A 14,589-nucleotide genomic window follows, 5' to 3' on the forward strand; every position below is an offset into this window, starting at 1 on the left:
GGGAGGTCTCATGTCCGCCGCATGTTTCGTGTCTTCGCATTCCAGACCGGCCCCGCGCCGCCGGGCACGACTGTGCGCCGCAGTGGGGCTGGCGCTGCTGGCCCTGGGGCTGCCCGCGCTGGCCCTGGCGTCCTACTCGCCCCGGCCCGCGCCCACCCAGGCCCAGCTCGCCGCCGGGGCCACACTGTTCACCGCTCATTGCAGCCAGTGCCACAGCGCGGGCCCGGGGGCCATCGACATCATGCCCCTCACCGCGCACCTGACCCGCCTGGGCCTGGAAGCCGCCATCGAAGGCCAGGGGCTGGTCTTCACGCACATGCCCGTGTTCACGGGCACCCGCGAGGAGCGCGACGCCATCGCCGACTACGTGGTGGCGGGCCTGCACGGCAGGGCGGACGCCCCCGAGGGCGGGCCCCTGCCGCAACTGCCCGTGACCATCCCGCCCTTCGATTCCGCCACGGCCCAGTACGTGCTGCTGACCTGGAACACCCTGGGCATGAAGTGCATTACCGACTGCGACGCGGCCTACTCCTACCTGCCGCCGGGCAACGCCCTGGGGGCGGCGCTCATCCGGCGCGGGCCCGTGCCCGAGGTCCTGGGCGGGGACGCCGTGGCCCTGAGCTACGAGGCCCCCGAGGGCTTCCGCAACCCCTCGCGCCATGTCCGCTACTGGGACTTCGCCGCGTCCATCTCCGGCAAGGTCCTGCCCGCCGACACCTCCACCGCCGGGGCGACCATGCAGGGCCCCATGAAGTGGAACCCCAAGTCGATGAATTTCGAGGCCGTGGGCATCCCGGTGGTGCCGTATTCCGATGACGGCACGGTGAACCCCTATCCGCTGTTCACCGTGCGCGCCGTGGACAAGGCCTCGGGCCAGGAGCTGGCCAGCACCAAGGTGGTCGTGCCCGTGGGCACGGAGATGAGCTGCTGGCGCTGCCACGGCGGCGGCTGGGGCCGCCCCGAGGGCACGGGCGTGTCCCTGGAGACGGCCCGCTCCATCCTGGCCGTGCACGACAAGCGCAGCGGCACGGACCTCATCGCCCGCGCCGACGCGGGCAAGCCCGTGCTGTGCCAGAGCTGCCACCCCGACCCGCTGCTGAACGCCCCGGGCGACCCCGCGCGGCTCAACCTGCCTGCCGCCCTGCACGGCTTCCACGTCAACTACTTGAAGGGCCGGGACGCGGAGACGTGCTCCTTCTGCCACCCCGACAGCACCGCAGGGCTGACGCGCTGCCTGCGCGACAGCCACGGCAGCGCCGGGATGACCTGCACGCCCTGCCACGGCTACCTCGAAGACCACGCCCTGTCGCTGCTCAAGAAGGAGAACGAGCGGGGCAACACGCGCGCGCCGCTGCTCATGCGCGCCGTGAGCCCGCGCCTGGTACCCGACGTGGCGGCCATCAACGCGCGCACCCCGTGGCTTCAGGAGCCCGACTGCCTGACCTGCCACACCGAGCACTACACGCGCCCCGGCGCCGACGCCGTGGCCTTCAACACCTGGACAGCCGACGCCAGCGGACTGTACCGCGCGCGCAAGGAGCGGACGGGCAAGGTGTCGTGCATCGCCTGCCACAACAGCCCCCACGCCACCCACCCCTCGGTGAACCCCTTCGGGGCCGACCGCGACGCCGTGCAGCCGTTGCAGTACCAGCAGCTCAATGCCGCCATCGGCGCCCAGGGCAACTGCGCGGTGTGCCACGGGCCCGACGCCGGGCTGACCCCGGAAATGTCGCCGCACCACGCCATGCGCTAGCTGGTGAATCCGCAGGCATGTGACCGGAGCGCCCCGTCGCCGCAAGGCGGCGGGGCGCTGTGACGCCCGGGCGGGCTTGTTCGCGCGGTTCTGGTCCTGTGCCGTTTTGTGATGCGCTGTGGCGCTGCTGCCCGCGCCGGGTCAGGGCGTGGTGTCCAGCAGGCCCAGGGCCCGGGCGCTGGCGCCCAGCTCGGCGTTGGAGCCCAGGTGCAGCTTGGCCAGGGCCCGGGTGCGGTAGGTGCCCGCCGTCTTCACGCTCACGCCCATGGCCCGGGCGATGTCCGTCAGGCGCACGCCCCGGGCCAGGGCCCGGGCCACCTCCAGCTCGCGGGCCGAGAGCAGGGCCCGGGCCGGGCGGGGGCGCGGCGTGGCCAGCCGGGCCGCCAGCACGCTGACCAGCTCCGGGCTGACGTAGCGCCTGCCCGCCAGCACGGTGGCCACGGCGTCCAGGAACTCCCGCTCTCCCGCCCCCTTGGAGACGAAGCCGCGCGCCCCGCTGCGCAGGGCGCGCGCGGCGTGGGCCTGCTCGGGCAGGAAGCTGAAGGCCAGCACGGGCACCCGGGGGTGGCGGGTGACGATGCCGCGCAGCACCTCGTCGCCCGCGCCCCCGGCCAGCGCCGGGTCCAGCAGCACCAGGTCGGGCGGGGCCAGGGCCAGGCGGGCTTCGGCCTGCCGGGGCGTTTCGGCCACCGCGCAGGCGCACTGCGGCAGGGCCGCCGCGAGCACGGCCATGGCCCCCCGGCAGACAATGGGCTGGTCGTCGATGAGGAGCACGTCCATGGGTTTTACACCTGTGGATAACTGTGAATTTTCCGGGAGCAGGGGGCACTATTGCGACAGCAATATGTTTTGCCGCAAAGGGGTTAGCGCTGCTTTTAGGGCTTTTTCCCATGCTGCCAGATTATTCTTACATCGTCTAGGGACTTCTCCCGATACCTTTGGGATGATTTGAGCGGAACCCCCTATTGACCCGCATACCCGCTTCCAATAGGTAGAGTGTGGCGTTTTTCGCGGTGTCTAGAGAAAGTCTTGAAACTGACACGCCAAGACGCGACGCCGCGAGGCATTCCGGAAAACACGGACCAGGGAGAAGGAGAGGCCATGACCGCACGGGGCGGAAGTTCCACGGACAAGCTGCTGGGCATCATCCGCGGCTCGCAGGGGCAGCAGGCGGCCCCCCCGGGGCAGGCCGGGGCGGGGGCCGGGGCGCCCGGGGCGGGCCCGGTGCGCGGGGGCCGCGCCGTGCTGTCCCAGTTGATGGCCCCCAGGCAGGCCGCGCGCAAGGGCGTCGTCGTGGGCGTGGATATCGCGCCCACGGGCCTGCGGCTGGCCAGGATGAGCCATGGCGCCGAGGGGCCGCGCCTCTTGGGCTGCCGCGAAATTCCCTTCGGGCCCAAGCTCGGGCCCGACAGCCCGGACTTCCCCGCCTTCCTGGGCCGCCAGCTGGGCGAGTTCCTCCAGGGCGAGAAGGGGGGGGAGCTCTGGTCGCTGGTGCCCAGCTCCCAGGCCGAGCTGCTGCATGTGAACATCCCCCGGGTGCCGCCCGCGCGGGTTTCCGAGACCGTGTTCTGGACCGCCCAGAAGGAGCGCCCCTTCGACGCCGCCCAGTACGTCATGGACTACGAGCTCCAGGGCGACGTGGACGACAAGGGCATCGCCAAGCGCCGGGTGCTGGTCTACCTCGTGCCCGCCGCCGAAACCGCCCGGGTGCGCGCGCTGTTCGCCGAGGCGGGCTACAGGCTGGCCGGGCTGACCATTTCGCCCCTGGCCCTGCAGACCCTTTTCCGCAGGGGCTGGGTGCCCGAGGCCGGGCGGGTCTGCGCCAATATATTCATGGGCCGCAACTGGTCGCGCATCGACATCTTCTCCCAGGGCAACCTGGTGCTCAGCCGGGGCGTGAACACCGGCGTGGGCAGCCTGGTGGACGCCCTGGCCGAGGGCTACAACGAGCACCAGCGCGCCCTGGCCGAGGCCGCCGCGCGGCCCGCCGCGCCCGCGCCCGCACCTGCGGCGCCCCAGCCCGAGTTCGAGCTGGAGCTGGAACTGCTGGACGGCGAGGCCCAGGAGCCCGGCCCGGCGTCCGTTCAGGAGGCCGGGGCCGCGCCCCTGGCCCTGGAGTTCGACCCGGAAACGGCCCCCGCCGCCCCGGCTCCGGCCCCGGCGGCGCGCATGGACGCCGAGGCCGCGCGCCAGGTGCTGACCGCGCGGCTGCTGGGCCGGGACGTGGACCCCGACCTGCCCGGGGCGGAGCTGACCGAGGCCGAGGTGGTGGAACTCGCCACCCCGGCCATCCACCGCCTGGGCCGCCAGCTCGACCGGACCTTCCATCATTTCACGGAGCTGCACGGCGGGGCCACCGTGGAGCACATGTGCTTCTCGGGCGGGCTGTGCTCCAGCCGGACCCTGCTGGACGCCCTGGCCCGCGACCTGGGCATCCCGGCGGATCTGCTGGACCCCCTGGCCATCGGCCCGCGCCCCGGGCCGGAGGTGGCCCTGCCGCAGTCCCAGGCCGACCGGCTGGCCCTGAGCCTGGTGGCCGGGCTGGCCCTGTCCGACGGGCGCATCACGCCCAACCTGCTGCACACCTACAAGGAAAAGGACCGCGAACTGCGGACCGTGCGCCAGGGCAACGCGGTCTATGTCGCGTTCCTGGCCCTGGTGCTGGTGCTCACGGGGGTCTGGTTCTGGCAGGGCGGCGAGGTCCGGGGCAGGCAGGCCGAGCTGGACGCCCTGCGCGCGCGCATCGCCACCTTCAGCCCGGTGGTGAACCAGAATCTGCTGCTGAGCATGGCCGGGGACCTGGGCGTCCGGCAGCGCCGCCTCAAGGACCTGTCGTCCCGCTACGAGGGGCTGGCGCTGTTCAACGAGGTTTCGGCCCTGCTGCCCGAGGCCGTGCTGCTGCGCAGCGTGGGCGTGGAGCTGCCCGCCCCGCCCAAGGCCCCGGCGCAGGCCCCGGCCAACGGGGCGGCGCCCGCCCCGGCTGCGGCGGGCTTCGTGATCCTCGACGGCCAGGTGGCTGGCGATCCGGAAATGCTCGACGCCCGGCTGGCGGCCTTCCTGATCCGCCTCGAGGGCTCCCCGCTGTTCGAGGGGGCGGTGATCCACGAGCGCCAGACCCTGCGCCCCGCCTCCGGGGGCGAGGTGCTGCGCTTCGTGGTCCATGTGCGGGTACGCAAGGAGGGCGCGGCATGAGCGTGAAGACCATGCACCTTGGCGGGCAGGTCTGCCTGAAGGGTGCCATGTGCCTCGGGGCCCTGGGGGTGTTCTTCTGGGTGCTGGTGCTGCCCCGGATGGACACCGTGGGCCGCCTGGACGCCGAAATCGCCGAGGCCCGGGACGTCATCGCCCGGCAGGACAAGCTGTTTCCCCTGTACGCCGCCATCTCCGCCGACCTGGCCCGGGCGGACATGGCGCCCCTGCCCGAGCCCCGGGGTGGCCTGCTGGCCCTGGAGGACATCCCGCGCATCCCCGATATGCTGGGCGAGCTGGCCCGGGCCCACGGGCTGGAGGTGCGCTCGGTGACGCCCGCGCCCGAGTCCCTGGACGTGGAGGCGGGCACCCTGGAAACCCAGTGCGTGCTGCTGGGCGACCTGGACGGCGTGCGCCGCTTCCTGGCCAGCCTGGGCGGGGTGGAGTGGGTGCGCGGCCTGCTGGCCCTGCGCCTCGAGGATTCCGGCGGCAGGACCCTGGCCACCCTGAAGGCCGTGGTCCGTCTGGCCGGGCAACATCCCGCCGTGGCCGGGAAAGGATAAGCCATGCCCAAGCGTCAAATCGTGCTCATCGCCGCCCTGGTGTTGGCCCTGGGATACGCGGGCTACGACCTGCTGCTCGCGGGCAAGGGCGGGGCCGACCAGCAGGCCCTGGCCGCCGAGCAGGACCGCAAGCTGGAAGCCGTGGCCGCCTCGGTGCGCGAGGCCGTGGACAAGGACCGCCTGACCACCGTCGAGGCCTACCGGCTGACCCTGGTGGCCCCCGGAGGCACCGCGGACCCCCTGGTGCGCGCCCGCCCCGGCGAGGGCCCGGGCGGCGAGCAGGCCAGCCAGGTGCTGGAGCAGGGCGGACGTTTCTTCTACAGCGGGCTGGTGGCCCTGGGCGGCTCCCTGCTGGCCATCGTCAACGACTCCGAGTACCGCACCGGCGAGCTGGTGGGCGAGACGGGCTTCACCCTCATGGACATCCGCCCCGACGCCGTGGTGCTCCAGGGGCGCAACCCGCAGACGGGCACGCTGGAAAACGTGGTCGTGCCCATCGAGGAAGACATCATCAATTTCGTCGAGGAAGGCGATGCGAAAAACTGAGACCATTTTCGGAAGGCCCCGGGGCGCCGGGCTCCTGGCGCTGGCGCTGCTGCTGGCCCTGGCCCTTGGCGGCTGCACGGGCAAGGGCAAGCCCAAGGACGATCCCTTCTTCGAGAAATGGCGCGCCATGGCCGAGCAGTCGCAGGGGCACACGCCCTCGCGCCAGCCCCTGGACATGGACGCCGAGCAGGAGCAGGCCCCGCAGGCCCAGCCCGAGCGCGAACTGCCCGACGTGGTCGTCGGCAGCCTGGACATGCGCAACGCCAATATCGTGGCCGTGCTGCGGGCCCTGGGGCGCATCGCCGGGCAGAGCATCATGGTCAGCCCCAAGGTCGAGGGGCTGATCAACGTCAGCGTCAAGGACGTGCCCTGGAGCCAGGTCTTCCGGGGCATCGTGCGCACCCACGGCCTGACCTACGAGTGGGAGGGCGACATCCTGCGCGTGATGACCGTGGCGGACATGGAAGAGGCCGTGCGCCTGGACGAACTGCGCAACCGCCAGGCCCTGGGCTCGGCCACGGTCAAGGTCCGCTACGCCGACGCCGCCCGGCTGCGCGAAACCCTGGCCGCGCTGCTGACCAAGGACGCCGACGGCAAACCCCGGGGCTCGGTGGAACTGGTGGAGCACACCAACTCCCTGGTCATCAACGCCGTGCCCGGCGACCTGCGCAAGATGACCCGGCTCATCGGGGAGACCGACAAGCCCGGCAGGCAGATCCGCATCAAGGCCTTCATCGTGGAGACCACGGGCGAGACCGCGCGCAGCCTGGGCGTGATGTGGGGCGGCGCGTACAAGCGCGCCTCGGTGGGCGGCAACGGCGACTCGCTGTGGGTCTCCCCGGGCGGCACCGGCGGCACCGGCGACCCCGTCTCCGGCGCCAACACCGGCACCACCGGCTACACTCCGGTGGTCGGCGGCACCACGGGCCTGTCCAACCAGGGCGCCTTCTCCAACATGCTGCCCGACCTGGGCGAGAGCGGGCGCGGCGGCTCCCTGGCGCTGATGTTCGGCACCCTGGGCGGCAATATCCTCGAAGCCCAGCTGGCGGCCCTGCAAGAGGACAACAAGCTCAACATCCTTTCCAGCCCGTCCATCACCACCCTGGACAACCAGACCGCCGTCACCGAGAACGGCGAGGAAGTGCCCTTCATCACCCTGGATGAGGCCGGCAACGCCGAGGTGGAGTGGAAGGAAGCGCTGATGCGCCTGGAGATCACCCCGCACCTTATCGACGCCGCGCACATGCGCCTGAACATCCTGGTCAACAAGGACGAGGTGGACTTCACGCGCAGCGTGTCGGGCAACCCGCTGATCATCAAGAAGAAGACCGAAACGACCCTCATCTCGCGCGACGGCGAGACCATCGTCATCTCCGGACTGACGCGCAAGCGCCTGTCGTCGGAGGACGCGGGCATCCCCGGCCTGCAGGACGTGCCCGGCCTGGGCCACCTGTTCAAGTCGTCGAGCAAGAGCAACACCCTGGAAGAGGTGCTCATCTTCATTACGCCCACGGTGCTGGGCGAGTGGCAGCCCGGCTTCCGCCAGAAGACCCTGGAGGAGATCGAGCAGGAGCTGGAGGAAAAGCGCGCGCGGGAAGCCGAGGAGGACGCCCGGGGCTAGGGCCTGGCCATGCGCTACTACGAGATATTCGACCTGCGCGGGGAGCCGTTCTCCAACTCGCCGGACCCGGACTTCTTCCACGAGTCGCGCGGGCACCGGGCGGTGCTGCACGGCCTGGAGATCGCCCTGCGCCTGCGCCGGGGGCTCAACGTGGTCCTGGGCGAGGTGGGCACGGGCAAGACGACCCTGTGCCGCAGGCTGCTGCGCGAGCTGGCCGCCGACCCGGGGGTGCAGACGCACCTGCTGCTCGACCCCGCCTGCGGGAGCACCGCCGAGTTCCTGGGCGTGCTGCGGGCCATGCTCTGCGGCGCGCCCCCGGCCCCGGGCGACTCGCCCTGGCGCGTGAAGGAAGACATCAAGGACGCCCTGTTCCGCAAGGGTGTGGACCAGGGGCTGACGGTGGTGCTGGTGGTGGACGAGGCCCAGAAGCTCGACCCCGGGGCCCTGGAAGCCCTGCGCGAACTGCTGAACTACGAGACCAACGACAGCAAGCTGTTGCAGATCGTGCTGCTGGCCCAGGAGGAATTCCAGGCCGCCCTGGACGCGGCGCCCAATCTGGCCGACCGCGTCAACGCCCTGTTCCGCCTGGGGCCCCTGAGCCTGGGCGAGACGCGGGCCCTGGTGCGCCATCGGCTGCGCTGCGCCGGGGCCGCGCCCGGGGCGCCCGAGCTGTTCACCCCCGGGGGCTATCTGGCCCTGCGGCTGGCCTCGGGCGGGTTCCCGCGCCGGATCATCCGCCTGGGGCACAAGGCGCTTTTGGCGCTCATCGTGCAGGACCGCAGGCGGGCCACCTGGCGCCTGGTGCGCGCCGTGGCGCGCGAGGAGCGGCCTGCGGCCCGGCGCGCGGCTCCGGCCCTGGCGGCGGGGGCGCTTGCGGTGGCCCTGGCCGTGGCGGGCGCTGTGGCGTGGCTGCCGGGGCTGGGCCTGCGGGCGGCGACGCCCGGCGTCCAGGCTGCCGTGGCCCTCGCGCTGCCCCAGGCCGGGGCGGCCCAGGCTGGCGCCGCGCCCGCGCCTTTTACCGCGCCCGAGGCCGAAGCGGCCCCCGCGCCCCAGGCCCCCGCGCCCCTTTCCGCGCCCGCTGCCGCCCCCGCGCCTGCGCCCGGCCCGCTGCTGGGGCAGGTCCGCCTGGGGCCCGGCGAGAGCCTGTCGCACGTGGTGCACGGGGTCTACGGACGCTACAGCCCGGCCCTGCTGGAGCGGGTGCTGGCGGTCAACCCCGCCCTGGCGGACCCCGGGGCCTTGCCCGAGGGCCAGAGCGTGGAACTGCCGCTGCTGGGCGGGGCCGGGCCGCGCTTCTGGGTGCAGCTGGAGCAGCACCCGACCCTGGACGCGGCCTGGGCCGCGCGGCGCGGCGCGCGCGCCCTGGGGCTGGACGCCCGGGTGCTGCCCTGGCGCGGCGACGACGGCGCCCTGCGCTTCGCCGTGACCCTGGGCGGCCCCTGGGCCACGCGCGAGGAGGCCCAGGCGGCCCGGCAGGCCGCCGGGAGCGGCGCCCTGCTGGCCGTGGGCCACGGGCTGGCCATGCTTTCCCCGCGCTAGACGCGGACCACTGCGGGATACGAGGCAGACATGCAGGCGATACGGAAGAAGAAGCTCGGCGAGATGCTGGTGGAGGCGGGCCTGCTGGGCCAGGAGGAGCTGTCGCGCATCCTGGCCGAGCAGCGCGGCAGCGGCATGCGCCTGGGCGAATACCTGGTCAACCGGGCCATCCTCAAGGAGGCCCAGATCATCGATCTGGTCAGCCGCCAGCTGGCCATCGACACCTACAGCTCCGAGAAATATTCCTACGACGTGTACCTGGAGTCGGTGCTGCCCGCCGAGCTGGCCCAGCGCCACCGCATCGTGCCCGTGGCGCGCAAGGGCCGCCTGCTCACCGTGGCCACCCCCGACCCCATGGACATCGCCGCCCTGGACGCCGTGGAGATCCACACCGGGCTGGAAGTGGAGCCGGTGATCTGCACCGAGAAGGACTTCGAGGCCCTGACCTACGCCCTCTACGGCATCGCCAACGACCTGGGCGGCGTCATGGACGGCATGGAGGACCTCTCCGCCGCGGGCGAGGCCACCACCGAGGAGATGGAGCAGGGCCCCGACGTGGCCGTGGCCTCGCTCCAGGACATGGCCGAGGAGGCCCCGGTGGTCCGGCTGGTCAACTCCATCCTGACCCAGGCCGTGCGCGAGGGCGCCTCGGACGTGCACATCAGCCCCGAGAAGGACCACGTGCAGCTGCGCTTTCGCGTGGACGGGCGGCTGCGCGAGGTGCCCGCCCCGCCGCGCAACTATTTTCTGCCCATCGTCTCGCGGCTGAAGATCCTGGCCAACATGGACATCGCCGTGGCCATGGTGCCCCAGGACGGACGCTTCACCTTCAACGTCGAGGGCCGCGAGGTCCACGTGCGCGCCTCGACCCTGCCGACCATCCACGGCGAGAACATGATCCTGCGCCTGCTCATGCGCACGGGCGCGGCCCTGGGCCTGGACGACCTGGGCATGCCCGAGGCCGAGCGGGCCAAGATCGAGGCGGCCATCGTCAAGCCCTACGGCATGATCCTGACCACCGGGCCCACGGGCAGCGGCAAGAGCACCACGCTCTACGCCGTGCTGCGCAAGCTCAACACGCCCGACATCAACATCGTGACCCTGGAGGACCCGGTGGAATACCGGGTGCCCAAGATCCGCCAGGTGCAGCTCAACCGCAAGGCGGGCATGACCTTCGCCAGCGGCCTGCGCTCCATCCTGCGCCAGGACCCCGACGTGATCATGGTCGGCGAAATCCGCGACCAGGAAACCGCGCGCATCGCCGTGCAGGCGGCCATGACCGGCCACCGCCTGCTCTCCACCCTGCACACCAACGACGCGGCGGGCGCGGTGACGCGGCTCATCGAGATGGGCGTGGAGCCGTTCCTGGTGGCCTCCACGCTTTTGGTGTCCATCGCCCAGCGCCTGGTGCGCCGGGTCTGCCCGCATTGCCGCGAGGTGGACGGCAGCCGCCCGGCGGGCCTGGCCCTGCTGGGCCTGCCCGAGGACGGCACCTACTACCGCGCCGTGGGCTGCCGCCTGTGCGGCGGCACGGGCTACAGCGGGCGGGTGGGGCTCTACGAGATTCTGGAGATCGACTCCGCCACCCAGGGCCTGATCCTGGCGCGGGCCGCCGCCCCCGAGATCGCCCGGGCGGCCATGGACGCGGGCAGGCTGCGCCTGTTGCGCGACGACGCGGCCCACAAGGTCGCCCAGGGCCTGACCACGGTGGAAGAAGCGCTCACGGCGGTGCTGGTCTAGTTTCCCTTTTGCCGGTTGCCACAGGAAGACACGGATGCCCAACTACAAATACAAGGCCATGAGCGAAACCGGCGCCCCCGTGAGCGGGGTCGTGGCGGCGGCGGACGAGGCCCAGGCCATGCAGCTGCTGGCCGCCAGGGGGCTCATCCCCCAGTCCGTGCGCGCGGGCGGGTCCGACGCCGCCGAGGGCGGCGGGGGCGGTCTTGCGCTGTTGCAGACGGTCAAGCCCCAGGAGTTGATCCTGTTCACCAAGCAGGTCAGGACCATGGTCCATGCGGGCATTTCCATCGTCAACGTCTTCCGCATCATGGAGCAGCAGGCCGAGAACCCGCTCATGCGCCGCACCGTGAGCGCCGTGGTCCAGGACCTCAAGCAGGGCGCGACGCTCTACGACGCGTTTTCGCGCCACCCCAAGGTGTTCAACGAGCTGTACTGCGCCATGCTGCGCGCGGGCGAGATCAGCGGCAACCTGGTCAACGTCTTCGACCGGCTGATCTACCTCATCGACCACGAGTACAAGGTCCGCAAGCAGATCGTCTCGGCCCTGACCTATCCGACCATCGTGCTGGTCATGCTCTTCGGGGCCTTCCTGTTCCTGCTGACCTTCGTGGTGCCCAAGTTCGCCATGCTTTTCGAGTCGGCCAACATCGACCTGCCCCTGCCCACGGAAATCTGCATCGCCATGTACAAGGGGCTGGTGGCCTACTGGCCGCTGATGCTGCTCACGGTGGTGGGCGTGGTCGGCGCCACGTCGCTGTATGTGCGCACGCCCCCCGGGCGGCTGCACAAGGACCGGCTGCTCCTGGCCCTGCCCCTGGTGGGCCCGGTGTTCCAGAAGGGCGCCATGTCGCGCTTCGCCAGCATCTTCGGGCTGCTGCAATCCAGCGGCGTGTCCGTGCTGGCGTCCCTGGACATCATTTCGCGGACCATCGGCAACGCGGCGGTTTCGCGCGTGTTCGACGGGCTGGGCGAGAAGCTGCGCGAGGGCCGGGGCATCTCGGCGCCGCTGCGCGGCAGCGACTATTTCCCGCCCATGGTGGTCAACATGATCGCCGTGGGCGAGGAGTCGGGCAACCTGGAGGAGATGCTCTCCGAGGTGGCGGCCCACTACGACTACGAGGTCGAATACCAGGTGGGCCGCATGGCCGAGATGATCGGCCCGCTGCTCATGGTCGCCCTGTCGGCGGTGGTCGGCTTTTTCGCGCTGGCCATTTTCATGCCCATGTGGGATTTGACCAAGATGGCGCACTAGGCCCGCCCCCCGGGCCATAGGCATTTGGCGTTTTTCAACCCAACAACCGCTTCTGGAGGAACACATGCAGACCACTTCCAACACCCTGAAACGCCAGGGCTTCACCCTCGTCGAAATCATCGCCGTGCTGGTGATCCTGGGCATCCTGGCCGCCGTGGCCGTGCCCAAGTACATCGACCTGCAGAAAGAGGCCGGCAACAAGGCCGTTGACGCCGTCATCGCCGAGCTGAACGGTCGCGAGAACATCGTCTGGGGCAAGGTCAAGCTCTCCACCGCCGGGTGGACCGCCGACACCTCCGTCACCGGCCACACGGACTACGGCACCGGCGTGGGCACCGACTTCGTGTGGACCACCGCCGCCTCCGCCTCCGGCGGCGCCATCAAGCACAAGAGCATGGCCGACGCCGACACCGTGACTCTGACCCGGACGGCCTCGACCACCGACGCGCCCGGACGCTGGAGCCGCTAGCCGTGACCACGGGAACTCCGCAGGGGGCCAGGCGCCCCCTGCGGAGATCGCTCTGCGGTGGCCCCGTGGCCCGGCCCCAGGCCGGGCCACGGGACCGTCGCGCCCCGGGCTTCACCCTGGTGGAGATCATGGCCGTGCTCGTGCTGCTGGGCATCCTCACCGCCGTGCTCCTGCCCCGCTTCGGTACGCTCCAGGAGGACGCCGCCCTGCGCGCCCTGGACGCCGCCGTGGCCGAGCTGAACACCCGCGAGACCATGGCCTGGGGCGGGTTGCGCATCGACAACGCCGTGCCCGCCAGCGACGCCGCCATGGACGCGGCGGTCCTGGCGCGGGTGGATACGGCCCTGGGCGACCACTACGCCTGGACCTCCGGCCCGGGCTCCTCGGGCGGGACCCTGGAGTTCCAGCACGTTTCCGCCCCCCTGGCCCGCAGCGCCGCCACCCTGGCCGAACCCGCCGCCTGGAGCCGCTAGCCGTGCCTGCCTCGCGCCCCCTGCGCCGCGCGCGCGCCGCCTTCGCCCCGGCCTTCACCATGGTCGAGGTCATCGCCGTGCTGCTGCTGCTGGGCATCCTGGCCGCCGTGGCGGCGAGCAGCATGAACGACGGCGACGACCGCACGCTGCCCTACGAATTTTCCGTGCTCAAGACGCATATCCGCTTCGCCCAGGCCCAGGCCATGGGCCTGAACACGCCCTACGGCATCCGCTGCCAGGACGGGGCCTACTGGCTGTTCACCGGCACGGCGACGGGCACGTCCGTGCGCCTGCCCGGCCAGGAGGCCGACACCGTGACCCTGGCCAGCAGCGTGGCCCCGGCGGCCTTCACCCTGGCCTTCAACGGCCGGGGGCAGGCCTTTTCCTCCGCCGTGTACACCGACGCGGGCCGCCTTGCGGCCGACTTCGCCGTGACCCTGACCCACGAGGGCCAGAGCCAGTCCTTCACCGTCACCGCGCACACGGGGTACATCCCATGACGCCCGCCGCCCCTTGCCCCCGCCGCGCCCGGCGCGGCTTCACCCTGGTCGAGCTCATCGTGGTCTTCGTGGTCGGGGCCCTGCTGGCGACCCTGGTGACGACCATGGCCCAGCAGCACATGCCCCACTTCGGCAACGAGACAGCCATCCAGGTGGACCGCCAGTACGACCTGCTGCGCGAGATCGAGCGGCTCCAGGCCGCCTACCGCCAGCAGCTCGAGGCCGGAACCCTGAACCTGAACACCCTGCTCTCGGGCTGGGCGCCGGAGAGCGGCGCCGTGACCCTGGCCGTGGAAGCGCACACCGTGTCGGACACCGGGGGCACGTTCACCTTCTCCACGCCGCTGCGCAAGGTGCGCTTCACCTGCGGCGACTACGTGATGTATGCCTATTTCGCCCAGTAGACCCGCCCTGCGCCCGCGCCCGGGCTTCACCCTGGTCGAGCTGATCCTGGCCATGACCATCCTGGCCTTCGTGGGCGTGATGTTCGTCTCGGCGCTGACCTATTCGGCCACGAGCTGGATTGCCGCCGCCGAGTCCGTGGAGCTGGCCCAGAAGGGCCGCCTGGCGCTCACGCGCCTGTTCGTCGAGTTGCAGGAACTGCGCGGCATGGACCCGGCCCTGCGCGCGGGCAACGACGCCGACAACCTCTTTTTCCTGGATACCGACGGCCAGCCCCTGGCCCTGCGCCGCGTGGGCAGCACCATCGTGCTCGGCGGGCGGGTGCTGCTGGACGGCGTGGCCACCGGCGGGAGCATGCTGACCTACCACCGCGCCGACGGCAGCGCCTGGAACCCCACCAGCGGCGCACTGCGCGACCTGTACGAGATTCGCATCCGCGTGGCCCTGGCCTCGCAGTACCTGAACGCCGAGCGGGCCTTCACCACCACCGTCAACCCGTTGTTCACCGGCGCGGCCCGCGCGCCGAGGCTGCAATGAGGAGG

The 14,589-nt window shown here is 71.6% G+C and carries 14 protein-coding genes; 13 read left to right on the top strand and 1 reads right to left on the bottom strand.

Translation table 11 applies throughout. The annotated features are described in order from the left end of the window. Positions 1-10 precede the first annotated feature (10 nt). On the top strand, positions 11-1,753 hold the full coding sequence (locus tag G495_RS0103280) for a c-type cytochrome (protein ID WP_028586637.1): 1,743 nt from the start codon (positions 11-13) through the stop codon (positions 1,751-1,753). Between the two features lie 141 nt (positions 1,754-1,894). On the opposite strand, the gene G495_RS17360 is transcribed toward G495_RS0103280, so the two are convergent. After that, positions 1,895-2,533: a response regulator transcription factor gene (locus G495_RS17360; RefSeq protein ID WP_051445019.1), complete on the bottom strand. Its 639-nt coding sequence runs from the start codon at positions 2,531-2,533 to the stop codon at positions 1,895-1,897. A 321-nt stretch (positions 2,534-2,854) separates the two neighbouring features. Here G495_RS17360 and G495_RS0103290 point away from each other — a divergent pair, with 321 nt between their 5' ends. From G495_RS0103290 to G495_RS22175, 12 genes are all read left to right on the top strand, one after another. Then, positions 2,855-4,945, top strand: a complete 2,091-nt coding sequence (locus G495_RS0103290) for a hypothetical protein (protein WP_028586638.1) — start codon at positions 2,855-2,857, stop codon at positions 4,943-4,945. Next, entirely contained in the window at positions 4,942-5,505 is a 564-nt protein-coding gene (locus G495_RS0103295; protein ID WP_028586639.1) for a hypothetical protein, read from the top strand. Before G495_RS0103290 ends, G495_RS0103295 begins: the two co-directional genes overlap by 4 nt. 3 nt (positions 5,506-5,508) lie before the next feature. Further along, on the top strand, positions 5,509-6,051 hold the full coding sequence (locus G495_RS0103300) for a hypothetical protein (protein WP_028586640.1): 543 nt from the start codon (positions 5,509-5,511) through the stop codon (positions 6,049-6,051). Continuing rightward, positions 6,038-7,672: a secretin N-terminal domain-containing protein gene (locus G495_RS17365; protein ID WP_051445020.1), complete on the top strand. Its 1,635-nt coding sequence runs from the start codon at positions 6,038-6,040 to the stop codon at positions 7,670-7,672. The genes G495_RS0103300 and G495_RS17365 overlap by 14 nt, the downstream gene beginning before the upstream one ends. 9 nt (positions 7,673-7,681) lie before the next feature. Beyond that, positions 7,682-9,211: an AAA family ATPase gene (locus tag G495_RS17370; protein ID WP_051445021.1), complete on the top strand. Its 1,530-nt coding sequence runs from the start codon at positions 7,682-7,684 to the stop codon at positions 9,209-9,211. 30 nt (positions 9,212-9,241) lie between these two features. Beyond that, positions 9,242-10,951 carry a GspE/PulE family protein gene (locus tag G495_RS0103315; protein ID WP_035250857.1) on the top strand — a complete coding sequence of 570 codons (1,710 nt, stop codon included), beginning with the start codon at positions 9,242-9,244 and terminating at the stop codon, positions 10,949-10,951. A 34-nt stretch (positions 10,952-10,985) separates the two neighbouring features. Further along, entirely contained in the window at positions 10,986-12,203 is a 1,218-nt protein-coding gene (locus G495_RS0103320; protein ID WP_028586642.1) for a type II secretion system F family protein, read from the top strand. Between the two features lie 64 nt (positions 12,204-12,267). Then, the gene (locus tag G495_RS17375; RefSeq protein WP_035250858.1) at positions 12,268-12,672 is read left to right on the top strand and encodes a prepilin-type N-terminal cleavage/methylation domain-containing protein; all 405 of its coding nucleotides are present in this window, start codon (positions 12,268-12,270) and stop codon (positions 12,670-12,672) included. A gap of 65 nt (positions 12,673-12,737) precedes the next feature. Next, the gene (locus G495_RS17380; RefSeq protein WP_035250860.1) at positions 12,738-13,145 is read left to right on the top strand and encodes a type II secretion system protein; all 408 of its coding nucleotides are present in this window, start codon (positions 12,738-12,740) and stop codon (positions 13,143-13,145) included. A gap of 2 nt (positions 13,146-13,147) precedes the next feature. Next, positions 13,148-13,645 carry a prepilin-type N-terminal cleavage/methylation domain-containing protein gene (locus G495_RS0103335; RefSeq protein ID WP_028586643.1) on the top strand — a complete coding sequence of 166 codons (498 nt, stop codon included), beginning with the start codon at positions 13,148-13,150 and terminating at the stop codon, positions 13,643-13,645. Beyond that, on the top strand, positions 13,642-14,049 hold the full coding sequence (locus G495_RS0103340; protein WP_028586644.1) for a type II secretion system protein: 408 nt from the start codon (positions 13,642-13,644) through the stop codon (positions 14,047-14,049). Before G495_RS0103335 ends, G495_RS0103340 begins: the two co-directional genes overlap by 4 nt. Further along, positions 14,030-14,584, top strand: coding sequence for a prepilin-type N-terminal cleavage/methylation domain-containing protein (locus G495_RS22175; protein WP_028586645.1), 555 nt, complete (start codon positions 14,030-14,032; stop codon positions 14,582-14,584). Before G495_RS0103340 ends, G495_RS22175 begins: the two co-directional genes overlap by 20 nt. Positions 14,585-14,589 lie beyond the last annotated feature (5 nt).

The organism is Desulfocurvus vexinensis DSM 17965 (genome assembly GCF_000519125.1).
Lineage (GTDB): Bacteria > Desulfobacterota > Desulfovibrionia > Desulfovibrionales > Desulfovibrionaceae > Desulfocurvus > Desulfocurvus vexinensis.